Source organism: Microbulbifer sp. CNSA002, assembly GCF_047324085.1.
In the GTDB taxonomy this organism is placed as follows: domain Bacteria; phylum Pseudomonadota; class Gammaproteobacteria; order Pseudomonadales; family Cellvibrionaceae; genus Microbulbifer.
Map to the genome: position 1 here is coordinate 3,948,972 of NZ_CP172449.1, position 20,217 is coordinate 3,969,188.

16 protein-coding genes are annotated in these 20,217 nt (G+C 48.1%); 10 read left to right on the top strand and 6 right to left on the bottom strand.

Annotation, left to right across the window (positions count from 1 at the left end; translation table 11 throughout):
• Positions 1–225 precede the first annotated feature (225 nt).
• Positions 226–456 (top strand): bacterioferritin-associated ferredoxin, encoded by a 231-nt coding sequence (locus tag ACG1BZ_RS17580; RefSeq protein WP_413662956.1) that lies wholly within the window; start codon positions 226–228, stop codon positions 454–456.
• Between the two features lie 1,145 nt (positions 457–1,601).
• A complete protein-coding gene (gene bfr, locus ACG1BZ_RS17585) occupies positions 1,602–2,093 on the top strand; it encodes a bacterioferritin (RefSeq protein ID WP_020412720.1) in 492 nt (163 codons plus the stop codon).
• Between the two features lie 111 nt (positions 2,094–2,204).
• Here the strand turns inward: bfr and grxD are convergent, their stop codons facing one another.
• Positions 2,205–2,537 (bottom strand): Grx4 family monothiol glutaredoxin, encoded by a 333-nt coding sequence (grxD, locus tag ACG1BZ_RS17590; RefSeq protein ID WP_282933784.1) that lies wholly within the window; start codon positions 2,535–2,537, stop codon positions 2,205–2,207.
• Positions 2,538–2,854: 317 nt separating this feature from the next.
• On the opposite strand from grxD, the gene ACG1BZ_RS17595 reads away from it, so the two are divergent.
• From ACG1BZ_RS17595 to ACG1BZ_RS17615, 5 genes are all read left to right on the top strand, one after another.
• Positions 2,855–4,039, top strand: coding sequence for an acetylornithine transaminase (locus ACG1BZ_RS17595; protein WP_413662957.1), 1,185 nt, complete (start codon positions 2,855–2,857; stop codon positions 4,037–4,039).
• A gap of 22 nt (positions 4,040–4,061) precedes the next feature.
• Positions 4,062–4,976 (top strand): ornithine carbamoyltransferase, encoded by a 915-nt coding sequence (gene argF / locus ACG1BZ_RS17600; protein WP_282933786.1) that lies wholly within the window; start codon positions 4,062–4,064, stop codon positions 4,974–4,976.
• A gap of 807 nt (positions 4,977–5,783) precedes the next feature.
• Positions 5,784–8,723: a ribonucleoside-diphosphate reductase subunit alpha gene (locus ACG1BZ_RS17605; protein WP_413662958.1), complete on the top strand. Its 2,940-nt coding sequence runs from the start codon at positions 5,784–5,786 to the stop codon at positions 8,721–8,723.
• 410 nt (positions 8,724–9,133) lie between these two features.
• Entirely contained in the window at positions 9,134–10,378 is a 1,245-nt protein-coding gene (locus ACG1BZ_RS17610) for a ribonucleotide-diphosphate reductase subunit beta (protein WP_108734126.1), read from the top strand.
• A gap of 312 nt (positions 10,379–10,690) precedes the next feature.
• On the top strand, positions 10,691–11,077 hold the full coding sequence (locus ACG1BZ_RS17615; protein WP_413662959.1) for a DUF2750 domain-containing protein: 387 nt from the start codon (positions 10,691–10,693) through the stop codon (positions 11,075–11,077).
• Positions 11,078–11,228: 151 nt separating this feature from the next.
• Here the strand turns inward: ACG1BZ_RS17615 and ACG1BZ_RS17620 are convergent, their stop codons facing one another.
• A complete protein-coding gene (locus tag ACG1BZ_RS17620) occupies positions 11,229–11,672 on the bottom strand; it encodes a hypothetical protein (protein ID WP_413662960.1) in 444 nt (147 codons plus the stop codon).
• A 93-nt stretch (positions 11,673–11,765) separates the two neighbouring features.
• Positions 11,766–12,296, bottom strand: a complete 531-nt coding sequence (locus ACG1BZ_RS17625) for a redoxin domain-containing protein (protein WP_413662961.1) — start codon at positions 12,294–12,296, stop codon at positions 11,766–11,768.
• Positions 12,297–12,368: 72 nt separating this feature from the next.
• On the opposite strand from ACG1BZ_RS17625, the gene ACG1BZ_RS17630 reads away from it, so the two are divergent.
• The gene (locus ACG1BZ_RS17630) at positions 12,369–13,307 is read left to right on the top strand and encodes an alpha/beta hydrolase (protein ID WP_413662962.1); all 939 of its coding nucleotides are present in this window, start codon (positions 12,369–12,371) and stop codon (positions 13,305–13,307) included.
• Positions 13,308–13,393: 86 nt separating this feature from the next.
• Here the strand turns inward: ACG1BZ_RS17630 and ACG1BZ_RS17635 are convergent, their stop codons facing one another.
• Positions 13,394–14,611 carry a hypothetical protein gene (locus ACG1BZ_RS17635; protein ID WP_413662963.1) on the bottom strand — a complete coding sequence of 406 codons (1,218 nt, stop codon included), beginning with the start codon at positions 14,609–14,611 and terminating at the stop codon, positions 13,394–13,396.
• A 639-nt stretch (positions 14,612–15,250) separates the two neighbouring features.
• On the opposite strand from ACG1BZ_RS17635, the gene ACG1BZ_RS17640 reads away from it, so the two are divergent.
• A complete protein-coding gene (locus ACG1BZ_RS17640) occupies positions 15,251–15,859 on the top strand; it encodes a class I SAM-dependent methyltransferase (protein WP_413662964.1) in 609 nt (202 codons plus the stop codon).
• A gap of 137 nt (positions 15,860–15,996) precedes the next feature.
• Here the strand turns inward: ACG1BZ_RS17640 and ACG1BZ_RS17645 are convergent, their stop codons facing one another.
• Positions 15,997–18,219: a hypothetical protein gene (locus ACG1BZ_RS17645; RefSeq protein WP_413662965.1), complete on the bottom strand. Its 2,223-nt coding sequence runs from the start codon at positions 18,217–18,219 to the stop codon at positions 15,997–15,999.
• A 373-nt stretch (positions 18,220–18,592) separates the two neighbouring features.
• Between ACG1BZ_RS17645 and ACG1BZ_RS17650 the strand changes: the two genes are divergently transcribed.
• A complete protein-coding gene (locus tag ACG1BZ_RS17650; protein WP_413662966.1) occupies positions 18,593–19,381 on the top strand; it encodes an SIMPL domain-containing protein in 789 nt (262 codons plus the stop codon).
• Between the two features lie 68 nt (positions 19,382–19,449).
• Here the strand turns inward: ACG1BZ_RS17650 and ACG1BZ_RS17655 are convergent, their stop codons facing one another.
• On the bottom strand, positions 19,450–20,118 hold the full coding sequence (locus tag ACG1BZ_RS17655) for a DNA-3-methyladenine glycosylase I (RefSeq protein ID WP_413662967.1): 669 nt from the start codon (positions 20,116–20,118) through the stop codon (positions 19,450–19,452).
• Positions 20,119–20,217: the final 99 nt, after the last annotated feature.

Below are 20,217 nucleotides of genomic sequence, written 5' to 3' on the forward strand. Positions count from 1 at the left end.
AGTGGGCCGCTATGATACACACCCACTTATTTCAGGCCCATAAATTTTTTAAATCAGGCTGATAGCAGAACGGCTATGCGTGAACTAACACCCAAAATAGGATGACCTACCCGCAAAAATGTACAAATAGCAAACAAAGAGGGTAAAATGCGACCATTCCGGAATCTTATTGACACTCATTCTCAATTGCAATAGGATTCCTACCTGACTACTATTGAGTAAGAGTTGAACAGAGCCACCGCCATGTATGTATGTATTTGTAAGGGCATAACTGACCGCCAGATTAAAGAGGCGATCTATGATGGCTCCACTTCGGTGAAGGCGTTGAGACGCCAGCTGGGCGTTTCTTCTCAATGTGGACGCTGTGCCGAGCAGACCAAGGAGATCATCGACGAGACCATGAGCGGTGGGATGGTGTCCTCTGCCAACAACGGCCTCTTCTACTCCGCCAGCTGACCGTCCAATATGGCCACCCTCCTCTGGTGGCCTCTACCACTTTTATCTACCCAGCCCTCCAGCTCTTCGTAAAACCTTAAAAACCTGTATAAGACTCCCATCCAAGTCGAACTAGCGTGCCTCCACTGTCTTTATCTCCGCTCTCAACCTGAACACATATCGGCCAACCTTGGGCAGCTATAAATCTCAACCTGCAAACGCGTCTCCCGGCTTCAAATGCTCGCCAAACTCTAGCCCTCCGATTTACTGACCCCTCCGGCCTCACTGCAATACCCCTTGGATCGGAAAAGTTGGATATTGAGAAAATCTGTTTTAGAAAGCCTCTAAACAACTCCGTGATATTTTTGGTTTTTACAGCACAGAGCGTAAATCGCTATGAAAGCCTGTAGGGTCGGCCCTGTTAGACAAGGCACTCGCAGCGACGCACCTAAAATCTGCTGACTTCAGGAGCCCGAAAGTATTACGGATTTATTCAGACACCGCTTTGTTAACCCCTTCGTAATCCACGTGACATTCGACAGTGGTCAACATCAATTCAGGGCATGAGTCCATCAACAAAATATCAACTCAATCACTTTTATATTCCAGGTAACCATTCAATGAGTCGGTCAGATGGCAAACTATCAAAAGGTGGGATCATTTAATTTAGAAAAAAATTAATTATTCAAGCGCCATTCGAATACTAGAAAAGGTTTTGGCTCAACTTATAACTGCAAGCGTTTCACCCGTATATATAAATAAGAAGCATTATTAATACCAAACATGAAAACATTAACCTCAACTAAAATGCACAAACCACCAATAACAAGGGTTAATATTCAAAATAAATGACTTATTGTTGTATTGCTCACACAACCTAAATGATAATTATTTTCGTTGCCATTTTCGGCTAAATTTGCGTTAAAACCCTTGTTTTTCCTGCATTCCGCAAGAAAAATTATTTCTTGACTTGCCGCAAATCGCAACGCAAACTCAGCCCCGATTGCAACTTAAACCCTAAAATAAAATTAGGTAAATCAGGCAGCCGCAGACTTTAGTGACTAATAAACTTTAGTAACTAAAAATATCAACTAATCTCTAGCGACTAACAAATAGGAACTCTCTGCAAACCTTATTGAGTTGGCAGGGCTTCAGGAGCACAGGCTATGAAAGGCGACCCCAAGGTAATTGAGCATTTAAACAAAGTACTGGGTAATGAACTGGTAGCTATTAACCAGTATTTCCTACACGCCCGCATGTACGACAACTGGGGTTTAAAAGAGCTGGGCAAACAGGAATATCACGAATCCATCGATGAAATGAAGCACGCCGATTGGCTGATCGAGCGCATTCTTTTCCTCGAAGGTATTCCCAACCTGCAGCACCTGGGCAAACTTCTGATCGGCGAAAATACCGAAGAGATGCTCAAGTGCGACCTGAAAATTGAATCCAAGGCCATTCCCGACTTGCGTGAAGCCATCGCCTATTGCGAGTCCGTTCGGGATTACGGCAGTCGTGAATTGCTGGAGAAAATCCTCGAGTCTGAGGAAGAGCATGTAGATTGGCTGGAAACCCAGCTGGAGCTGATCGACAAAGTTGGCATTCAAAACTACCTGCAAACTCAAATGGAAACTGCAGCCGGCCACTCTGGCAAGTAGTTTAAGCCCTCTCACAGGCATAAAAAAACCGCAGCTTCCGCTGCGGTTTTTTTTGTTTCTACATTATGCCTACCATCTATAGCAGCAGACATATTGGAGCAAAAGCGGAAATTAATCCTCGCCTTCGCTCTCCGCTGATGCCTCATCAATCAAGGTTTTCAGCTCACCGTTCTCATGCATTTCCATAATGATGTCACAGCCACCGATCAGCTCGCCCTTAACCCACAGCTGGGGGAAGGTCGGCCAGTTCGCATACTTAGGCAGCTCAGCGCGGATGTCCGGGTTAGCCAGAATATCAACGTAGGCAAAGCGCTTACCGCAAGCCATCATCGCCTGGGAGGCCCGCATGGAAAAGCCGCACTGGGGGGCATTAGGGCTACCTTTCATATAAAGCAGAATGGTGTTATCAGCGATCTGCTGCTTGATGTTCTCCAGTGTATCCATAAGCGTGAAAAACCTCAGGTGGTCGAAGCAAAAAGTAAGTGTACAGGCACCATACCATCATCTGGTATAGCGCGCCGGCATTCATTGTACCCCAGTGGGGCCGGCAATAAGTACACCATCCCCTCGATGAAAGCAAAAACCGCAGATCTGCAACACCGGATACCATGTTGAAAATTCAGCCAGCCAGATAGCACACAGCTTATAAAGGCTGTGTTACCATTGCCGCAATCGATATAAAGTGCAGATTAGAAAGCTTAAACAGAATTTTCTGCGGAAAATAGATAGTTCAAATAGTCAATATTTAAGGAGATGCCCCGGTGGCCACCCCGACACTCATGCAAAACTATGGCGATCGAACCCTCACACTGGTGCGGGGTGAAGGCAATTATGTATGGGATGATCAGGGCCGACGATACCTGGATGCAATCTCTGGAATCGCCGTCTGCGGCCTTGGCCACTGCCACCCCAAAGTGACCCTGGCCCTGCACGAGCAGATTCGGACCCTGTTACATGTATCCAATCTCTACAATATCCCTGCGCAGGAGAAACTGGCAGACAAGCTGGTACAGCTATCCGGTATGGACAATGTGTTTTTCTCCAATTCTGGAGCTGAGGCCAATGAAGCAGCGATTAAATTAGCGCGGCGGCTAGGCAATAGCCGCAATATTGAGACCCCTCAAATCCTGGTAATGGAAAGCGCTTTCCACGGCCGCACCCTGGCTACCCTGACAGCAACCGGCAATGAAAAAATCCAAGAGGGCTTCGGTCCTCTGCCCGAGGGTTTCTTGCGTGTGCCGTTTAACGATACCGCAGCCATCGAAAAGCTCGCAGGTGAGCGCAACGATATTGTCGCAGTGCTGGTTGAGCCGGTTCAGGGAGAGGGCGGTGTACGCGTGCCCACTTCCAACTACCTGGGGCAATTGCGCGAAATCTGCGATCAACATAACTGGCTCCTGATGCTGGATGAAGTGCAAACCGGAAACGGCCGTAGCGGCAAAATGTTTGCCTACCAGCATGCGGACATATTGCCCGACGTAGTGACCACTGCCAAAGGACTGGGTAACGGTGTCCCTATCGGAGCCTGCCTGGCCAGGGGAATTGCCGCACAATTATTTTCTGCGGGCACCCACGGCTCCACTTTTGGAGGCAACCCTCTAGCCTGCAGTGCCGCACTGGCAGTGATCGATACGCTGGAAAGTGAATGGTTGTTAGAGCGCGCCGAGGCATTGGGACAACGCCTGCTGCATCAACTCAAACAACAGTTATCCGATTGCGATCAGGTCAAAGAGGTACGGGGCTTGGGGCTGATGATCGGAATAGAATTGCAGCAGCCCTGTGCCAAACTGGTGGACATAGCCCGCGAGCGCGGATTGCTGATTAATGTTACCGCCGGCAATGTAGTGCGCCTGCTCCCCCCACTCACACTCAGCGACGACGAGTGCCATCAATTGGCAAACGATGTCAGCTCACTGATTCACCAGTTTGCACTGCAAGCAGTCTGATGCAAAAAAAGGAGAACAGCTTATGGCGATCAGACATTTTCTCACCCTGACAGACTTGTCTTCGGAAGAGCTCAAGCAAATTATTGAGCGCGCGATCGAACTCAAAACACTGCGCACTCAAGGAATAAATACTGACCTTTTTCGCGGCAAAGTGCTGGGGATGATTTTTGAAAAATCCTCTACTCGTACCCGTGTTTCATTTGAGGCCGGTATGGCACAGATGGGAGGCAGCGCCCTCTTCCTATCTCCCCGCGATACTCAGTTAGGCCGCGGGGAGCCCGTTGAAGACAGCGCCCGAGTAATTTCCAGCATGGTGGATATGGTGATGATTCGCACCTTTGGCCACCAGGTACTGGAGCGCTTCTCAGAATATTCAAAGGTACCGGTGATTAATGCCCTCTCCGATAGCTACCACCCCTGCCAGCTACTCGCAGATATCCAAACCTTTGTGGAGCACCGCGGCAGCCCTGAAGGCAAGGTGGTCGCCTGGGTCGGCGACGGCAACAATATGTGTCACTCCTATATTAATGCTGCCCGCCTGTGCAATTTTGAGCTTCGCATAGCCTGCCCGCCCGGCTACGAGCCCAACGCCAATATCCTCGCTTCGGCAAGTGATCGGGTCACCGTAGTACACGACCCGGTGGAGGCTGTTAAAGGGGCCGATTGGGTGGCCACCGATGTGTGGGCTTCCATGGGACAGGAAACTGAACAACAGATCCGCCTGAAAGCCTTTGAGAACTTCCTCGTGGACCACGAGCTGATGAGCCATGCCAATAGCGATGCCATCTTTATGCACTGCTTGCCCGCCCACCGTGGAGAGGAGGTGAGTGCCGAACTTTTAGAGGATGGCAACATCTCGGTGGTATGGGATGAGGCTGAAAACCGCCTTCACGCGCAAAAAGCCCTGATGGAATTCCTCCAAGACCACAGTCGATAAACCCTAAAAGGGTACAGCCACTCCTGCGGTTGTACCCTGCTACCTGTACTCACTCCCCTGCGCCTCTCCTCCCGACAACGTATAAAAGATGCGATTGGCGACAAAAAATCCAAGAGATCGCTAAATTTAGCAATCGGCGCCAACGACTAATTTACAGCCAGCCAAGATGTCAGAATTAAATAAGCGTCAGTAAATTGAGCAATTGAGTACCACTTTGCTCAAAGAGCAGCCATTTGCAAATGGTTATTGCCGTTGTTAATTTACAGCGCTCTAGCTATTAAAAAAAATTGTAAGACACTGTACCCAGCGTTCTTTCCCGGCACCCACTCCTTTGCAGCCCAGGGCTGGCGGGCTCTGCCGCGAAAGTGGCTACTGACTCAGCACCTCTACCCACAATTTATCCACAAACAACTACATAGTTATTCGCCTTGAACTGACCCGCCTACCGCATTATCTTGTAGCGCACTCGAGGCCGACCCCCTATATATTGGGGTAGAGGCTCAAGAGCACCCCCATTATGTGGGGCAAATTCCGGCGCACCACCACACTTTTTGGCGGTGGGCGTCAGGCGCTGCTTTTTTCAAAGCAGAATCAGAGGTAAGCGGGCGGAATGGAATTTCCGCCACAGGCAGCAGCTGGCAAACCTTTTCAGATAGCCGGTAACAAGCCGCCTGTTTCCAGTGTCCACAGCTGTGGATAAACACTGGCAAAGCGAAGGACACGCTCCGCCATGCCACACAGTCATGTGGCCGCCGTTCTTTTGAACGCACGCGGACAGACAACAGAACAAACCTTTCGGAGATTTACATGCACACAGAGACAGGGCGCTCTCAAGCCGTGCCTGCGGAAAAATCAGGCACCTCCAGCGACCAGGCGACTGGCGGCACGACTCTGGCCGCTACTGCACCGGGCCAGATCCGCGTAATCAAGCGCAATGGCACCGTTGTACCCTACGACGACAGCAAAATTGCCGTCGCCGTCACTAAAGCCTTCCTCGCTGTTGAAGGCGGCACCGCCGCTGCTTCCAGCCGTGTCCACGAGCAAGTTGAAGAACTGGTCAGCCAGATCAGTGCCACTTTCAAACGCCGCATGCCCTCTGGCGGCACTATCCACATTGAAGAGATCCAGGACCAGGTAGAACTGGCCCTGATGCGCGCCGGTGAACAAAAGGTTGCCCGCGACTACGTACTCTACCGCGAAGAACACGCCCGCCTGCGCGCAGAGAAAGAAAAAACTGCTCAAATTGCCGAGCAAGCCGTCGATGCCCACCCCAGCATCCGTGTAAAGCAGGACGATGGCAGCCTTGCACCTCTGGATATGGAGCGCCTGCGCACCGTTGTCAAAGAAGCCTGTGAAGGCCTGAAAGATGTCGACAGCGCGGCAATTCTTAACGAAGCCCTGAAAAACCTGTACGACGGTGTTTCCGAAAACGATATCAATACCGCGCTGGTAATCACTGCGCGCACCTTGGTTGAGCAGGAGCCCAATTACACCTTCGCTACCGCCAGCCTGCTGCTGGACAAGCTGCGCTCCGAAGCGCTGCGCTTCCTCGGTGTTGCCGAGCGCGCCACCCAGCACGAGATGGAAAAGCTGTACGCCTCTACCCTGCCCACTTACGTGAAAAAGGGTATCGAGCTGGACCTGCTGGACCCGGCACTGGCCACCTTCGACCTGGAAAAACTCGGCGAAGCTCTAAAAGGCGAGCGCGATCACCAGTTCACTTATCTGGGCCTGCAGACTCTGTACGACCGCTACTTCCTGCACAGCGACGATATTCGTTTCGAGCTGCCGCAGATCTTCTTTATGCGCGTCGCCATGGGCCTCAGCATCAATGAAGAGAACAAAAACGAGCGCGCGGTAGAGTTCTACAACCTGTTGAGCTCTTTCGACTACATGAGTTCCACCCCGACCCTGTTCAACGCCGGCACCCTGCGCCCGCAGCTGTCCTCCTGCTACCTGACCACGGTACCGGACGACCTGCACGGCATTTACGGCGCGATCCGCGATAACGCCATGCTGTCCAAGTGGGCAGGCGGTCTCGGCAATGACTGGACGCCGGTGCGCTCCCTGGGTTCCTATATCAAAGGCACCAACGGCAAGTCCCAAGGTGTTGTGCCCTTCCTGAAAGTGGCCAATGACACCGCAGTAGCCGTCAACCAGGGCGGTAAGCGCAAAGGCGCTGTCTGTGCCTACCTGGAAACCTGGCACTTGGATATCGAGGAATTCCTTGAGCTGCGCAAAAACACTGGTGACGACCGCCGCCGCACCCACGATATGAACACCGCCAACTGGGTCCCCGACCTGTTTATGAAGCGCGTGTTCGAAGACAAAGAGTGGACCCTTTTCTCCCCGGCCGATTGCCCGGACCTGCACGACCTGTTCGGCACCGCATTCGAAGAGCGCTACAACCACTACGAGCAACTGGCTGCCGAAGGCAAGCTGCGTCTGTTCAAGAAGATCCGCGCCCTCGACCTGTGGCGCAAGATGCTGGGCATGCTGTTCGAAACCGGCCACCCCTGGATCACCTTTAAAGACAGCTGCAACCTGCGCAGCCCGCAGCAACATGCCGGTGTGGTTCACAGCTCCAACCTGTGCACCGAGATCACTCTCAACACCAAGGCCGATGACGAAATCGCCGTGTGTAACCTGGGCTCCGTCAACCTGGCCCAACACATTGGTGAGAACGGTGAACTCGACCGCACCAAGCTGGCCAATACCGTAAAAACTGCGGTGCGTATGCTCGATAACGTTATCGACATCAACTACTACGCAGTTGAAAGTGCGCGTCAGTCCAACATGCGTCACCGCCCTGTGGGCATGGGCCTGATGGGCTTCCAGGATGCGCTGTACAAGGCCGGTATCGCCTACGCCAGCGACGAAGCCGTCGCCTTTGCCGACAACACCATGGAAGCGATCAGCTTCGAAGCCATCTCCGCTTCCAGCGACCTGGCTGCCGAGCGCGGCAAGTACCAGACCTACGAAGGCTCCCTGTGGAGCAAAGGTGTTCTGCCGCTGGATTCCATCCAGATCCTGGCTGAACAGCGCGGCCAGCAGTTTATCGAACAGGACACCAGCTCCACTCTGGACTGGGATGGCCTGCGCGAGAAAGTAAAAGCCCAAGGTATGCGCAACTCCAACGTGATGGCGATCGCTCCTACTGCGACCATTGCCAATATCACCGGAGTTTCCCAGTCGATCGAACCGACCTACCAAAACCTGTATGTGAAATCGAACCTGTCCGGCGAATTCACCGTAGTAAACCCCTACCTGGTACACGATCTGAAAGATCGCGGCCTGTGGGATCAGGTCATGGTTAACGACCTGAAATACTATGAAGGTTCTGTACAGAAAATCGATCGCGTACCGGAAGACCTGAAAGCGAAATACCGCACCGCGTTTGAAGTGGAACCGCGCTGGATCGTGGACGCTGCCAGCCGTCGCCAGAAGTGGATCGACCAAGCCCAGTCTCTGAACCTGTATATTGCCGGCGCCGACGGCAAGAAGCTGGACCTGACCTATCGCATGGCTTGGTTCCGCGGCCTGAAAACCACTTACTACCTGCGCGCACTGGCTGCCACTACCACAGAGAAATCTACGGTAAATAGCGGCACCCTGAACGCGGTAAGTGCACACGGCGGTAGCAACGGAGTGGCTGCGGCAGCACCTGCTGAGCAATCTGCACCTGCACCGGCCGCAGTGCCTCAAGCCTGCTCACTGGACGACCCGGATTGCGAGGCCTGCCAGTAAAATTTAAGCCCCTTTTTTATAGGGGCTGCACTGACTCTCGGGGGAGAGCGTCGTAACCGCAAGTGCGGGCATGACCATGCGCAGCGACCCCGGTCCACCCATTATTTTAATAGTGGGTAATACCATAGGGACCGGGGATCGGCTGCGGCTTATTTCCCGAGAAAACCCAGTGCAATTGCCAGCGAAAATTCAGTGCAAATAAATGCACAAAAGCGCAGCAAAAATTGATCTGGCACAGGATTTTCTGTGCCCAGGCGAGTTAAAAATACGAGCCTGTAATGAATTATTGCCGGTAAAAAAATCACCGGTATGTCATCCCTGGTTACACACAATTAGTGAGTAATACACCAGGAAGATTTAAGAATTTTTTATCGAACTTTCGATAGTGAGACCGATCAAAAGGGCCAACTATGCTGAGCTGGGACGACATCGACACCAAGCCCCAACAACCTGAAAAAGCAACCGAACCGCGACCGACGCCGGAGGCCCAGGCAAAATCCGTGCAGGAGCCCAGCGCTTCCTACACAGCCGCTCCGGCGTCGCCTGCGGCCCAAAGCGGCTCCACTGCCGTTGATGCCGCCCGTGCCGCAGTTGCTAATATGGACCCGGCTCCCGGCCTGGAAGAACTGGAAATGGGTGCGGCCCGTATCCAGGTAGATGAAAAGCGCATTATTAATTGCCGCGCTGACCTCAACCAGTTGGTTCCCTTTAAATACGACTGGGCCTGGCAAAAATACCTGGATGGCTGCGCCAACCACTGGATGCCCCAGGAAATCAACATGAACAAAGACGTGTCCATGTGGAAAGACCCCAACGGTCTGACCGAGGACGAGCGTCGCATCGTGGAATACTCCCTGGGCTATTTCTCCACCGCAGACTCCCTGGTTGCTAACAACCTGGTATTGGCGATCTACCGCCATATCACCAACCCTGAGTGCCGCCAGTACCTGCTGCGCCAGTCTTTTGAAGAAGCCATTCACACCCACGCCTACCAGTACTGTGTAGAATCCCTGGGTATGGACGAAGGTGAAGTCTTCAATATGTACCGCGAAGTGCCTGCGGTTGCCAAAAAAGCGGCCTGGAGCCTATCCCACACCCAGGCCATCGGTGATCCCAACTTCAAAACCGGCACCGTTGAATCCGACCAGGAGCTGCTGCGCAACCTGATCGCCTTCTACGCTGTCACTGAAGGTATCTTCTTCTACTGTGGCTTCAGCCAGATCCTGTCCATGGGTCGCCGCAACAAAATGACCGGTGTTGCCGAGCAGTTCCAGTACATACTGCGCGACGAGTCTATGCACCTGAACTTCGGCATTGACGTCATCAACCAGATTAAGCTGGAAAACCCACACTTGTGGACAGCGGAATTCCAGCAGGAAGTCACTCAGATGATTCTCGAGGGTATGGAGCTTGAAGTAGCCTATGCCCGCGACACTATGCCCCGCGGCGTACTCGGCATGAATGCGAATATGATGGAGGAGTACCTCCAGTTTATCGCCAACCGCCGCCTTAGCCAGCTGGGCCTGAAAGAGCAGTTCCCTGGCGCTCAGAACCCATTCCCGTGGATGTCTGAAATTATGGATCTGCGCAAAGAGAAAAACTTCTTTGAAACCCGCGTTATCGAATACCAAACCGGCGGCGCACTGCAGTGGTAAGCGCTTCCTGGTTAGCGAATTACTAAAAAGGAGAAAGTAGTCGCTCACAGGAAGAGAAGTATTGAAAACGGGCTTAATGCCCGTTTTTTTTATTTTGAGCATTCCAGTTTCCTCTTCACTCTAACCATAGACTTAAGTTCTATAGAAACTCTTTCTCTCCCCCTGCCGCTGACCATCTCGGCAAAGCATTTGGATAGCGGCTTGTATTCGCGCATAATGCCCCGCATTAGTTGGTATAACAACTATGCCTCTAGATGAGCAGGCCTTCAGTTATCCCTACTCGCCTATTACCTAGCTACAATGAATTGATATATGAGCACCCCAGATTTAAGTGAAATAACTAATCTCAGCTGTGAAGATCGCTACGAGTATTTTCTGAGCATAGCCGGAGAAGAGCGGGAGATCTGGATACTGATCGATAGCCAAAATTGCTTTCTTAAAATACACACCGATGAAGATGGTGGCTTTGAATATCTGCCAGTATGGCCAAGCGCTGAATTTGCCCAAGCCTATGCTGAAAATGAAGCAGACCTCACGCCTAAAAGTATTCCCTTACCACAGTTTTTAAAGAAGTGGCTTTCTGGCTTAAGAAATGACGGCATTGAAATTGGTGTGTTTCCTGCGCCGGACAAAAGTGTATGGATTACTAACTCAGAGGAGTTAGAGACCGATCTACGGGAAGAGCTGAACAACTTCTAATAGGCTACTCACGTTGAAGCTACCGCTTCAAAAATCCGACAGAAAAAGTTCAGCTCTATTGAATAAAAATAAGATAACAGGGTAAACACCTGTTATCTTACTTGGGTAATGTACAATTACAGATTCGCCGCCTGATATTTATATATACCATTCACTTGAGGCGTTGCAATGAAAACCAGGAATAAAATAAGTTTCGACGCCACCAAAAACTATAAGGAAGAGAAAGATATAAAGCCGGTCTTGCCCGCTTATAGCAGCGCAGTCGCCAGTGCAAAGCATTCGGAAAAGAAAAGCAAATAGTATCCGGCTGCATAACTTTCACGTCATCTAAATCTCCCCATAAGTCGATATCCGAACTCAAAGCAAAATCCAAAATTCTTCCTCTAGAGAGCAGGTAGATATTAACTCCCTGATCCAGAGACCACCAATCATGTAGGATAACTAACACTTTATCGAGAAATTGGTATTGAGCAACAATCTCTCTACCATAAACGGGTATAGCTCTTTGGTTGGAGCCATCAATTAATACGACTTTACTATTATCAATTGGATTAAGCTTGAAGTTATTCACCTCAGAGAGAAAAGCGTTCGTCACTACCCTACCCCCTTAAATTCCAGACCTCTAACTTTACTACAAACTTATAAACCAAAATATAGTTCCTTGAATTAGCAAGGTATTTAAAAAATCTTAATATGTTCCCCTAATTGGGTAATGGTTATCAGGATTTCGGATAAACTCGATACCCACCAATAGCGTTTGCAAGTCAGGCCTCGCAAAAGGTGCATTGGAAATGTCGACTATTTGCAGCCTTCCAGATTCGTTGATGACAAAAACACCCGGTTCAGCAAAGGGCCTATCTGTTTCTTCAGGAGAGCGGGGTTTTGAAATATAGAGCCCAAGCTGCTGCATTTGGGGTATTGATAAACCGTAACCGATAGTAAATCCCGGCTGGATTGTTTCCATATGCAGAGAAGCTTTTTCCTCTGTATCGGCAGAGACAGCGGCCACATCAATACCCTCCGCGTGATAGCGGGGTAGTAACACACTCAATACACGCAAATACTTGGTACAAAGAGGGCAGTGCTTACCTCGGTAAACGACTACCATCTGCCAAAGGAAACTACCTTCGGGCTTCCCCAGTACCAACTCACCTCCACCAAGTCGCTTTACTTCTATTGCAGGAAAATCGATACCAGCAGCAAGCTTTATATTGCTCATTAGCACCCCACTTGAGAATATAAGAAGAGACTTAGTCAACCAATGAATCCCACCGTTAGTATAGGAGACTCGATGAAAAAGCCCCTTATTCGTTTTCTATCAACGCTATTAGCAGCCGGACTGCTAAGTGGCTGCCCTGCTAACCACCAAAGTAACTCTTCTCCTGAAAGTCATTCCCAGCCTCTTGAGTTTTTGCCTGCCCTGAAAGGGGACTACTTTAAGCTGGATTCAGCGATTATTGGGCGCCCCTACCATATCTATACTCGCCTGCCTGAGGGCTATAATCCAAACGAGGATACAACTTACCCGGTCATCTATCTCCTTGATGGGGATTCCCTGTTCCCAATTTTGGCTACTAATCACCTGTTTATGCATTACGATGATTACGCCCCCGAGGCGATTATCGTTGGTATTGCTTACGGCTCATTTAAACCTGAGATCAATCATCGCAGTTTTGACTTTTCACTACCCAGTGACACTGACACTGACACTGACACTGACACTGACACACTTAAGTATGGCGGTGCACCGCAGTTTCTCAACTTTCTAGAGCAGGAGCTCTTGCCAGCAGTTGAAAGCCGCTACGCGGTAAACCCTCGACAACGGGTTCTCTTCGGCCAAAGTCGAGGGGGATATTTTGTGCTGTACACTGCCTTTACTAAGCCCGACTTATTTCGAGGCTTGATAGCTAGTAACGCCACCTTTCTTCCACAACAGGAGTTTTTCCATAGGGAACCTGTACAAGCAACAAGAGAAGATCTGACTCTGGCAGTAACCAGTGGCTCCAAAGACATGCCAAACCTACGCAATAATGCACTCTCCTGGCATAAGCACTGGAAAGAACGAGGGAACACTCCCTGGCGCATTGCATTTACAACGATTCCAGGCGGTACCCATGCGGCAAATAGTACTGACAGTTACCGTTTCGGAATCCATGAGATTTTTGCGGAAGAGATCGAAATATCTCGTATGAAGGCAGAGAACAATTTGCAAGAGGTAGAGGATCACTAGAGCTAAAAATTAATAGAAGTAAATATATGATTCCCGCAAACTAAAAAGCCCGCTTAAAAGCGGGCTTTTTTAAAACGATGAGTTAATTACTCTGTACAGGCAGCAATACGACCAGCCGTATTTTTACCGGCACCACAGTTCAGGCCATCGGGGATACCGGTGTAGTCTGGGGCCATAATACCGCCGTTACGCTGAGCGTCATGATCGGTATAAATGCTCGCCAGGTTATAGGAACGCGCTGTCCCCTTATTGTCATTATCGCAGGAGAAGATAGCGCTTCCGTAAGCAATACCCAAGAAGGTCTTGTATTCCTTCAGATTTGACCACAAGTTGCGCTTAGCAGAACCAGAGCAGTTCATCTGGGAAGCCAGATTGATATAACCATCGTCCTCACCGCCCAACAGCAAAGAGCTAGCACTCTCAATACCTGGGAAACCGGCGTAGCCTCCAATGGTATAAACCGGTGCAGCCAGGTTGGTGCCGACATAGTTGCGTACAGCATAGACATCATTGGTTTGCAGGTAACGTACTGCTGCGCACTCACGACCGATAAACCAATCGTTGATCAAATCTTCGATCCAGCTACCGTTACACAGTCGATCAACCCCTTCAGTACCGGTGATTGCACCACCAGTAGTAAAGATTGCCGCGATACCGCTAATGGCAGTATCAAAGTCCACTTCAACTGCGTAGCTATCATTCAGGCCTGCGACATTAACGGTTTCGGTTTTCTTCTTACAGCTTTTCCAGAACCAGGAGCCAGTACAAACCTTCGAGGTTTCGGTCACAGTATTGGAATCCAGCTGGTTGTAAGCACGGTTATAGTAAGGGGACCCCGGTACGGCATTGCCCGCGAGGTACATCATCTGGGTGGCGCCCTGACTGTGGGCGATCACGTAGAAAGTATCATCGGCAGCACACTGGTTTTCATGCTCATAATCATCGCCTTCGCCATTGCGAATAGCGATTATCTGCCGAGCGATTTCACCCGCGGTGCCGTCATGCCAGTAGGGCATCTCGCCCTCATCGGTGGAGTTGTAACCAACCACACCGTAATTGCCGCCATTTACGCGTAATTGTTCAATAAAGTCACTACCCGCGTATTCATCGAAGTAGGCCTCACTCCAATAATCTAAAGCCGGCTGCTCAAGATTACCCTGGGAGTTAGTACGCTGCTTGATATGGCCCTCAGTACCATGGCCATGAACCAGGATGTAGCAGTTATCCGCACTTGCAGAGGCTGATCCCAAAAGCCCCGCTAATAGTAAAGAGAAGCTCGCACCCAATCGTTGATAAAGTGTCATTGTGATGTCCTTTTATTTTTGCTCGGGCTTGGTCCCAATTTTTTAAATTGTCTTTTTATGTTGCCGAGACTGTTTTATGGCTTGCGAAAGGTATCCGGTTAATAAGTGCCAAGAATATGACTAATAGCGCCAAATAGAATCTTAGGGCGACAAGCAATATGACTTTTCAGTCATAAAGAAATGGAGGTTTAGATGAATGTGACATAGTTTGCAAAAACTAAGAACCGCGACTTCGCTCTAGGTCACAGTATTGATGAAGCTAAAGGTGAGTGAGCACTTCCAAAAAACTTTTGGAGCAAGCTATCTTTTCGAAGAAATAACTTACGTAAAGAAAAGGTTGAAATCGTTTAACTTTTGATCAACCCCTATCGTAGCACACAAGTATCGTAGCCACTTTTCTATCGATATACCTATGACACGTTATGCACCCTTTCCATAAAAAATTGTGGCACTAAATTAAAACATGCAGCAAGAATTACAAGGTATAAATATATGAGCACCTCTACGGAGATAATTTTTAGAGTCTAACGACTCGGGAAATATACTACATATACTTAAAATCAAAAGGTAATCATCTAGTAGTAGGTTATCCACCGATCGAATGCATACTCATTGAACATCTACGATAGGAAGGGAAAAATGATAGAGCCAAAAAGGTTTTGGGATAAAACTGCAGCGCGCTATGCCAAAAGCCCTATAAAAGATTTAAAAAGTTACAAGAGAAAACTGGCTATAACACAAGAATATTTGCAGGCAGACTGGTCTGTATTGGAATTCGGATGCGGTACCGGTAGCACCGCCATTCATCACTCATCCTATGTAAACAGTATAACTGCCACTGATATTTCCGAGAAGATGCTGGATATTGCCAAGCAAAAAGTAAAAAGTGCCGCTATTAAAAATATAAGTTTTCAACAAGGCACCTTAGGTTCACTAAAATTCGAACCAGATAGTTTTAACGCCATCTTAGGGTTAAATATATTGCACCTTATCGAGGATATAGATGGTGCTATCGCGCGAGTTTACAATTTATTAAAACCCGGGGGCATATTTGTATCAAGCACTGTATTAATTAAGAAAAGCAATTGGCGATTCTTGATCCCAGTGATGCAACGCATAAACCTGGCCCCTTATGTCCACAAAATCGACAGGCAGGAGCTTTTAGACAAGCTTACACGAGTTGGTTTTCTTATTGATCAGGAGTGGCAGCCTAGTAAAGAATCAATTTTTTTGATAGCAAAAAAGTAAGTTCTTTATTCCCCATATACGTGGCCATATTTCAGAAATCAGGACGAATTCCAGTAAAAAAAATAGTAGGGAGGTAAGGGGGAGCCCCCTTACCAAATTTATCTCCCAGTATCATTACAACAGTTCAGGAGAAAAAATTAATTAACGCTATTTGAGTGGTAAATCATAGCCTGCCAAACATTTTGCTGACCGCTCACATAGTTGTCATAGGTGGGGTTTTTAATATAAGTCCAAGCCACTTTTCCATCGCCTAAGTACATAGGTTCATCCAAACCACCCCATCCATAATTAGGTAACTCGATTGGCCCTTCAAGTACGTTTAGATCTGCATCGACTTCCATTACATAAAAGGCTTTTGGCACTAATAATCTTTTAGAGCCGCTGTCGGCATAAATACGGTTATAGGCCAGGTTATCAGAAATACACTGGAACTTTGCATACCCAAATAAGTAACGTCCATTTTTTAAATCAATAAGTTGTGGATCACTAATTTGGCAATCATCATCCTCAACCAACCAATTAAAACCCTGGCCTTCCATACTACCGGTAGAGCTGACTTTGGCGATACCAATACGGGTTAAAGAGCTGGAGTCTAATGCATCACCGGAATAAAGTCCCTGCCTTGTTATTGTGGAGAAACTATCGTCATCTTCCCAATAGTTATAACTCATGTAGGACAGGAAACAGTTTGTGGTGTCGTAATCTGCACAATCATCATCAAACGGGCCTTCCCCAGATGGATCAATACCGACTTCGTCCTGAAGAAAGCGGTCCATATCCGCATATTCAATATATTTAGGCGAGACAATCAAAGAAAGGTTCGTATTGGCATCCACTGGTACAACAGTATGACCGCCACCATTTGATACCATCGCAGACGTTGATGGTACGAAGTGATTAAAGCGCCCTTCTGTAGACGAACTGGAAGTTTCCATTTTCACTGCAATGGTTCCGAGTTGCCCATGAGTGCTACCTATCCAGTCGTTCCAATCACTGGTACAAATTGCACCAAACATCTCATTGTCTGGATTATAGAATGAGCGAATGTTTACTACATGACCATCGCCGCAGGCCCAATACCAACCGCGATTATCTGAGCTGCTCATATCCAGGGACCAATTATTACGGTCAATAACCGTTAAGCCTGCCGAATAGTGAGAACTCCCATTTCCATCAAATACCCGTGCAGAAACTGAGAAACCATAGCTACTACGACCCTGGCTGTCATCCTCAACATAAATCAGCTCTTGTGCGCCAAGATGAGTTCCGCCGTGCATTTTATTTACTACGTAAGCATCAGGAACTTCACTTAAAGGCTGATTTTCCCACTCTAGCAGCCAAATCTGCTCGTTATAGCTGTAACTGGCATCTCGAATGTGCTGCAGTAAATCGTCATAGTCGCCAGAGGAAAGACTGGAAATAATATACTCCATCTCCTCTTGCATATCGGACCCTTTAATAGTAGTAAAGGATGGCGAATCCCCAAAATCAGTATCTGGAAAGTTTGCCTCCAAACCAGCAAGAAAATCGTCAAACGTCAGCGTAGGGTGATCAGTAAAGAAGTCGATATATTTACCGTGGTTGGTCGCAACCAGAAGACCAATTTCATTCGCAATACGGGATTCAATGGTGTCAATGTTATCTTCCATTTTCATCCACGTTGAACCGTATTGTTCAACAAGGTCAGCTTCAACCTCATAACGCTCATTGGCTTGATAATCTGTATTGCATAGAACTGCTACTGTGGAGCAATCAGAGCTTACAGCCACACCGTGGGATTCATAACACTGATTTAACAGCGTTGCATTACCCGTTGGCTCAAAACTGGAAGTATCTGGATCATACTGTAGCTCATAAACAGAACCGTGAGTTGTATCCGCAGCAGTGTCCCCCTCTGACAAAGTAGTGGAAACAAACATTCTCGGAGTATCGGTATCTGTTGCACAGGTCGCAGTATAACTACGAATCGGGATATCAATATCCTCTTCATCCTGCTCCCCGTCAGTGCGCGCTATATAGTGCGCCATCTGGTAAACCTCACGGGCATTGTTCATACCTTCTGGCAACGTTACGTCAATGGCAGTCAAAGAGGCGAAGCCTAAATCTGTATGCTCTACGTCCCCCACTACAACTGTAGTGCCCACATTATCCGAGATCGGATTATCATCGCTGCCGGACGAACCCTGATCGCTACCACTACCGCTACCGCTACCGCTACCGCCACTATTATTACCACTACCGCTACTATCTGAAGAGGGGTTATCCGAATCCGAAGAGGAGCTCCCTCCACCACCTCCACACGCGGCCAGCAATGCCGTCAAAGAAAGCGCTATTAACTTCTTATTTATCAGTAAACCCATCAGCTCTGCCCAACTCGTATGTCACTAAGATAATTTGTTATTGCTTGCTGTCATCCATTGAATTTTTATCCTCAATAGATGACCAAGTGCGCACTTTAAAGTGATGCAATCGATTGTCTGTGAACTGGTTTTAGAACCTGGCTGAGACCGATAAGTGGTAATTTTGCAGCGATAAACGGTACTAAAATACCAAAGCAGTAATAGTCGTATCATGAATGGTAATTGGGCGATACTTTACGAATATACAACTACAATGAACGGTTTCAGCTGCAACAATTGGATAGAAACTAGGAAAGCCGATATAGTGCTATTGATCGGCAATAAGCCAGTTTCCTGATAGATTGTCATTTATTCACAGCTTGGAAGTGTCAATATGAAAAGACTTGCTCTTTTAGCTTCGCTAATCATTCCCAGCCTTTCAATGGCAACTCCGGAGATTAAAGGCTCCCCCCAGGACTTACGCGACCTAATTTACCCAATATCAAGAGTTGTGACTCTCCACGGCAGTGCAAAAGAAACGGCTTATTCAGACCAAGCTATAATCAATATTATTGTCACCACTGAAGAGCCTCTCCTATCAGACGCCATTGCCAGTAATAGTTCTTTGCGTGAACAATTAACCGAGAGCTTAATAAAGGCTGGCATAGACCGAGCTAAGATTAAAAATTCAAAATTTTCATCTTCCCCACAATTTGGTTGGCTAGGCAAAAATCCTTCTAGCTATAAAGTTATTAACAGGGTCGCAATAACTATTAACAAGGAGGGACATTTACAGTCTATCGCAAGGCTAACCGATGAAAATAAAGAAATAGAAATAGTGAGTACTTCTTTTGAGCATTCAGAAGTATCTGAATATACAAAAAAGGTCCGATCTAAGGCACTAGCCAAAATCATGGAACAAAAAGCTGACTATGAGAGAACCCTGAGTATTCAGTTAACACCAGTTAATGTCCGTACAAATAATATCGGCTATCATGGGACAGCGGGAGCTGGAGCAATAGAAGAGGTTATCGTTACTGCATCCAGAACTCGAAACAGTAAATTTGAAGATAGCTTTTCAGAAGCATATATAGAAACAGAGGTTAGTTCCTTCGACGAAGTTCAGTATGAGGCTTCGTTGTCCGTGGACTTTCAGGTTGTGCCGTCAGCTACAACCGATTAACTTTCGATCAAGCATTCAGGTTGGTAGGAGTGAAATAGATACTTCTACCAACTAAATACCCCAGTTGTTTAACCTACCGAAAGTGATAATATCTGACTAATCTCATTCAAACTACGATTTGACTGGGACTGCCAAGTTTCGATGGCTGCTTTTAGTGCAGCCCAGTCTTTCTTGGAGGAGGGAGACTTGTCGACAACCCCTTCTCGGATTAAGGCTCGAATGGTATCACTTGCAAAAACCAAAGTATCAACTCCCATTCGTCTTAGAAATACTTGGGCAGTCTTACCGCCGAGTCGATCACCACCTTTACGCAAGTACAGAAGATTCTCAATATAGTTGTCTGTATTCCAGCTAGAGAAATACGCTCCCAAATTTCCATGCTCATTAGATAAATGCCAAAAGAAGTCTGCATTTCTCTGAATGGAGCGAGTTTTAGTCCAGTGCTTGATCATACCTTCCTGCCGCATTAGGTCATCTAACGCCTCTTCCGGTAAGTAACGACAGAACGAAACATCAAAGCCATAAAAGATCTTCTCTATATCCGGCCACTTTTTTTCAACAACCTTCCAACTAAAACCGGCTTGAAAAACAGCCCGAGATGCCGATGACAACCACTGACTATCATGTATCTCTCTCAAGAGCTGCGCAGGCTTTGGCTTCACCAGCTTCGACTGAAGTCCATCTAATCCTCCAAATCGATCAATCACAGGTGCCTCAATGGCGGCGAACTCACGCATAATTCAGACCTTCCAGTAAATCTATCTCCATTCTACGCCTATAAATAGAAATTCAAAGTATTTGGATTTTTAGCGGAATACTAACAAGGTGGTGCGCGT

What these genes read in the sequence shown, in the direction of transcription:
- ACG1BZ_RS17650 (WP_413662966.1), top strand. Translation starts at nt 18,593, where the DNA reads ATGAAAAGACTTGCTCTTTTAGCTTCGCTAATCATTCCCAGCCTTTCA.
- bfr (WP_020412720.1), top strand. Translation starts at nt 1,602, where the DNA reads ATGAAAGGCGACCCCAAGGTAATTGAGCATTTAAACAAAGTACTGGGT.
- ACG1BZ_RS17635 (WP_413662963.1), bottom strand. Translation starts at nt 14,611, where the DNA reads ATGACACTTTATCAACGATTGGGTGCGAGCTTCTCTTTACTATTAGCG.
- ACG1BZ_RS17655 (WP_413662967.1), bottom strand. Translation starts at nt 20,118, where the DNA reads ATGCGTGAGTTCGCCGCCATTGAGGCACCTGTGATTGATCGATTTGGA.
- grxD (WP_282933784.1), bottom strand. Translation starts at nt 2,537, where the DNA reads ATGGATACACTGGAGAACATCAAGCAGCAGATCGCTGATAACACCATT.
- ACG1BZ_RS17610 (WP_108734126.1), top strand. Translation starts at nt 9,134, where the DNA reads ATGCTGAGCTGGGACGACATCGACACCAAGCCCCAACAACCTGAAAAA.
- ACG1BZ_RS17630 (WP_413662962.1), top strand. Translation starts at nt 12,369, where the DNA reads ATGAAAAAGCCCCTTATTCGTTTTCTATCAACGCTATTAGCAGCCGGA.
- ACG1BZ_RS17645 (WP_413662965.1), bottom strand. Translation starts at nt 18,219, where the DNA reads ATGGGTTTACTGATAAATAAGAAGTTAATAGCGCTTTCTTTGACGGCA.
- argF (WP_282933786.1), top strand. Translation starts at nt 4,062, where the DNA reads ATGGCGATCAGACATTTTCTCACCCTGACAGACTTGTCTTCGGAAGAG.
- ACG1BZ_RS17625 (WP_413662961.1), bottom strand. Translation starts at nt 12,296, where the DNA reads ATGAGCAATATAAAGCTTGCTGCTGGTATCGATTTTCCTGCAATAGAA.
- ACG1BZ_RS17605 (WP_413662958.1), top strand. Translation starts at nt 5,784, where the DNA reads ATGCACACAGAGACAGGGCGCTCTCAAGCCGTGCCTGCGGAAAAATCA.
- ACG1BZ_RS17640 (WP_413662964.1), top strand. Translation starts at nt 15,251, where the DNA reads ATGATAGAGCCAAAAAGGTTTTGGGATAAAACTGCAGCGCGCTATGCC.
- ACG1BZ_RS17615 (WP_413662959.1), top strand. Translation starts at nt 10,691, where the DNA reads ATGAGCACCCCAGATTTAAGTGAAATAACTAATCTCAGCTGTGAAGAT.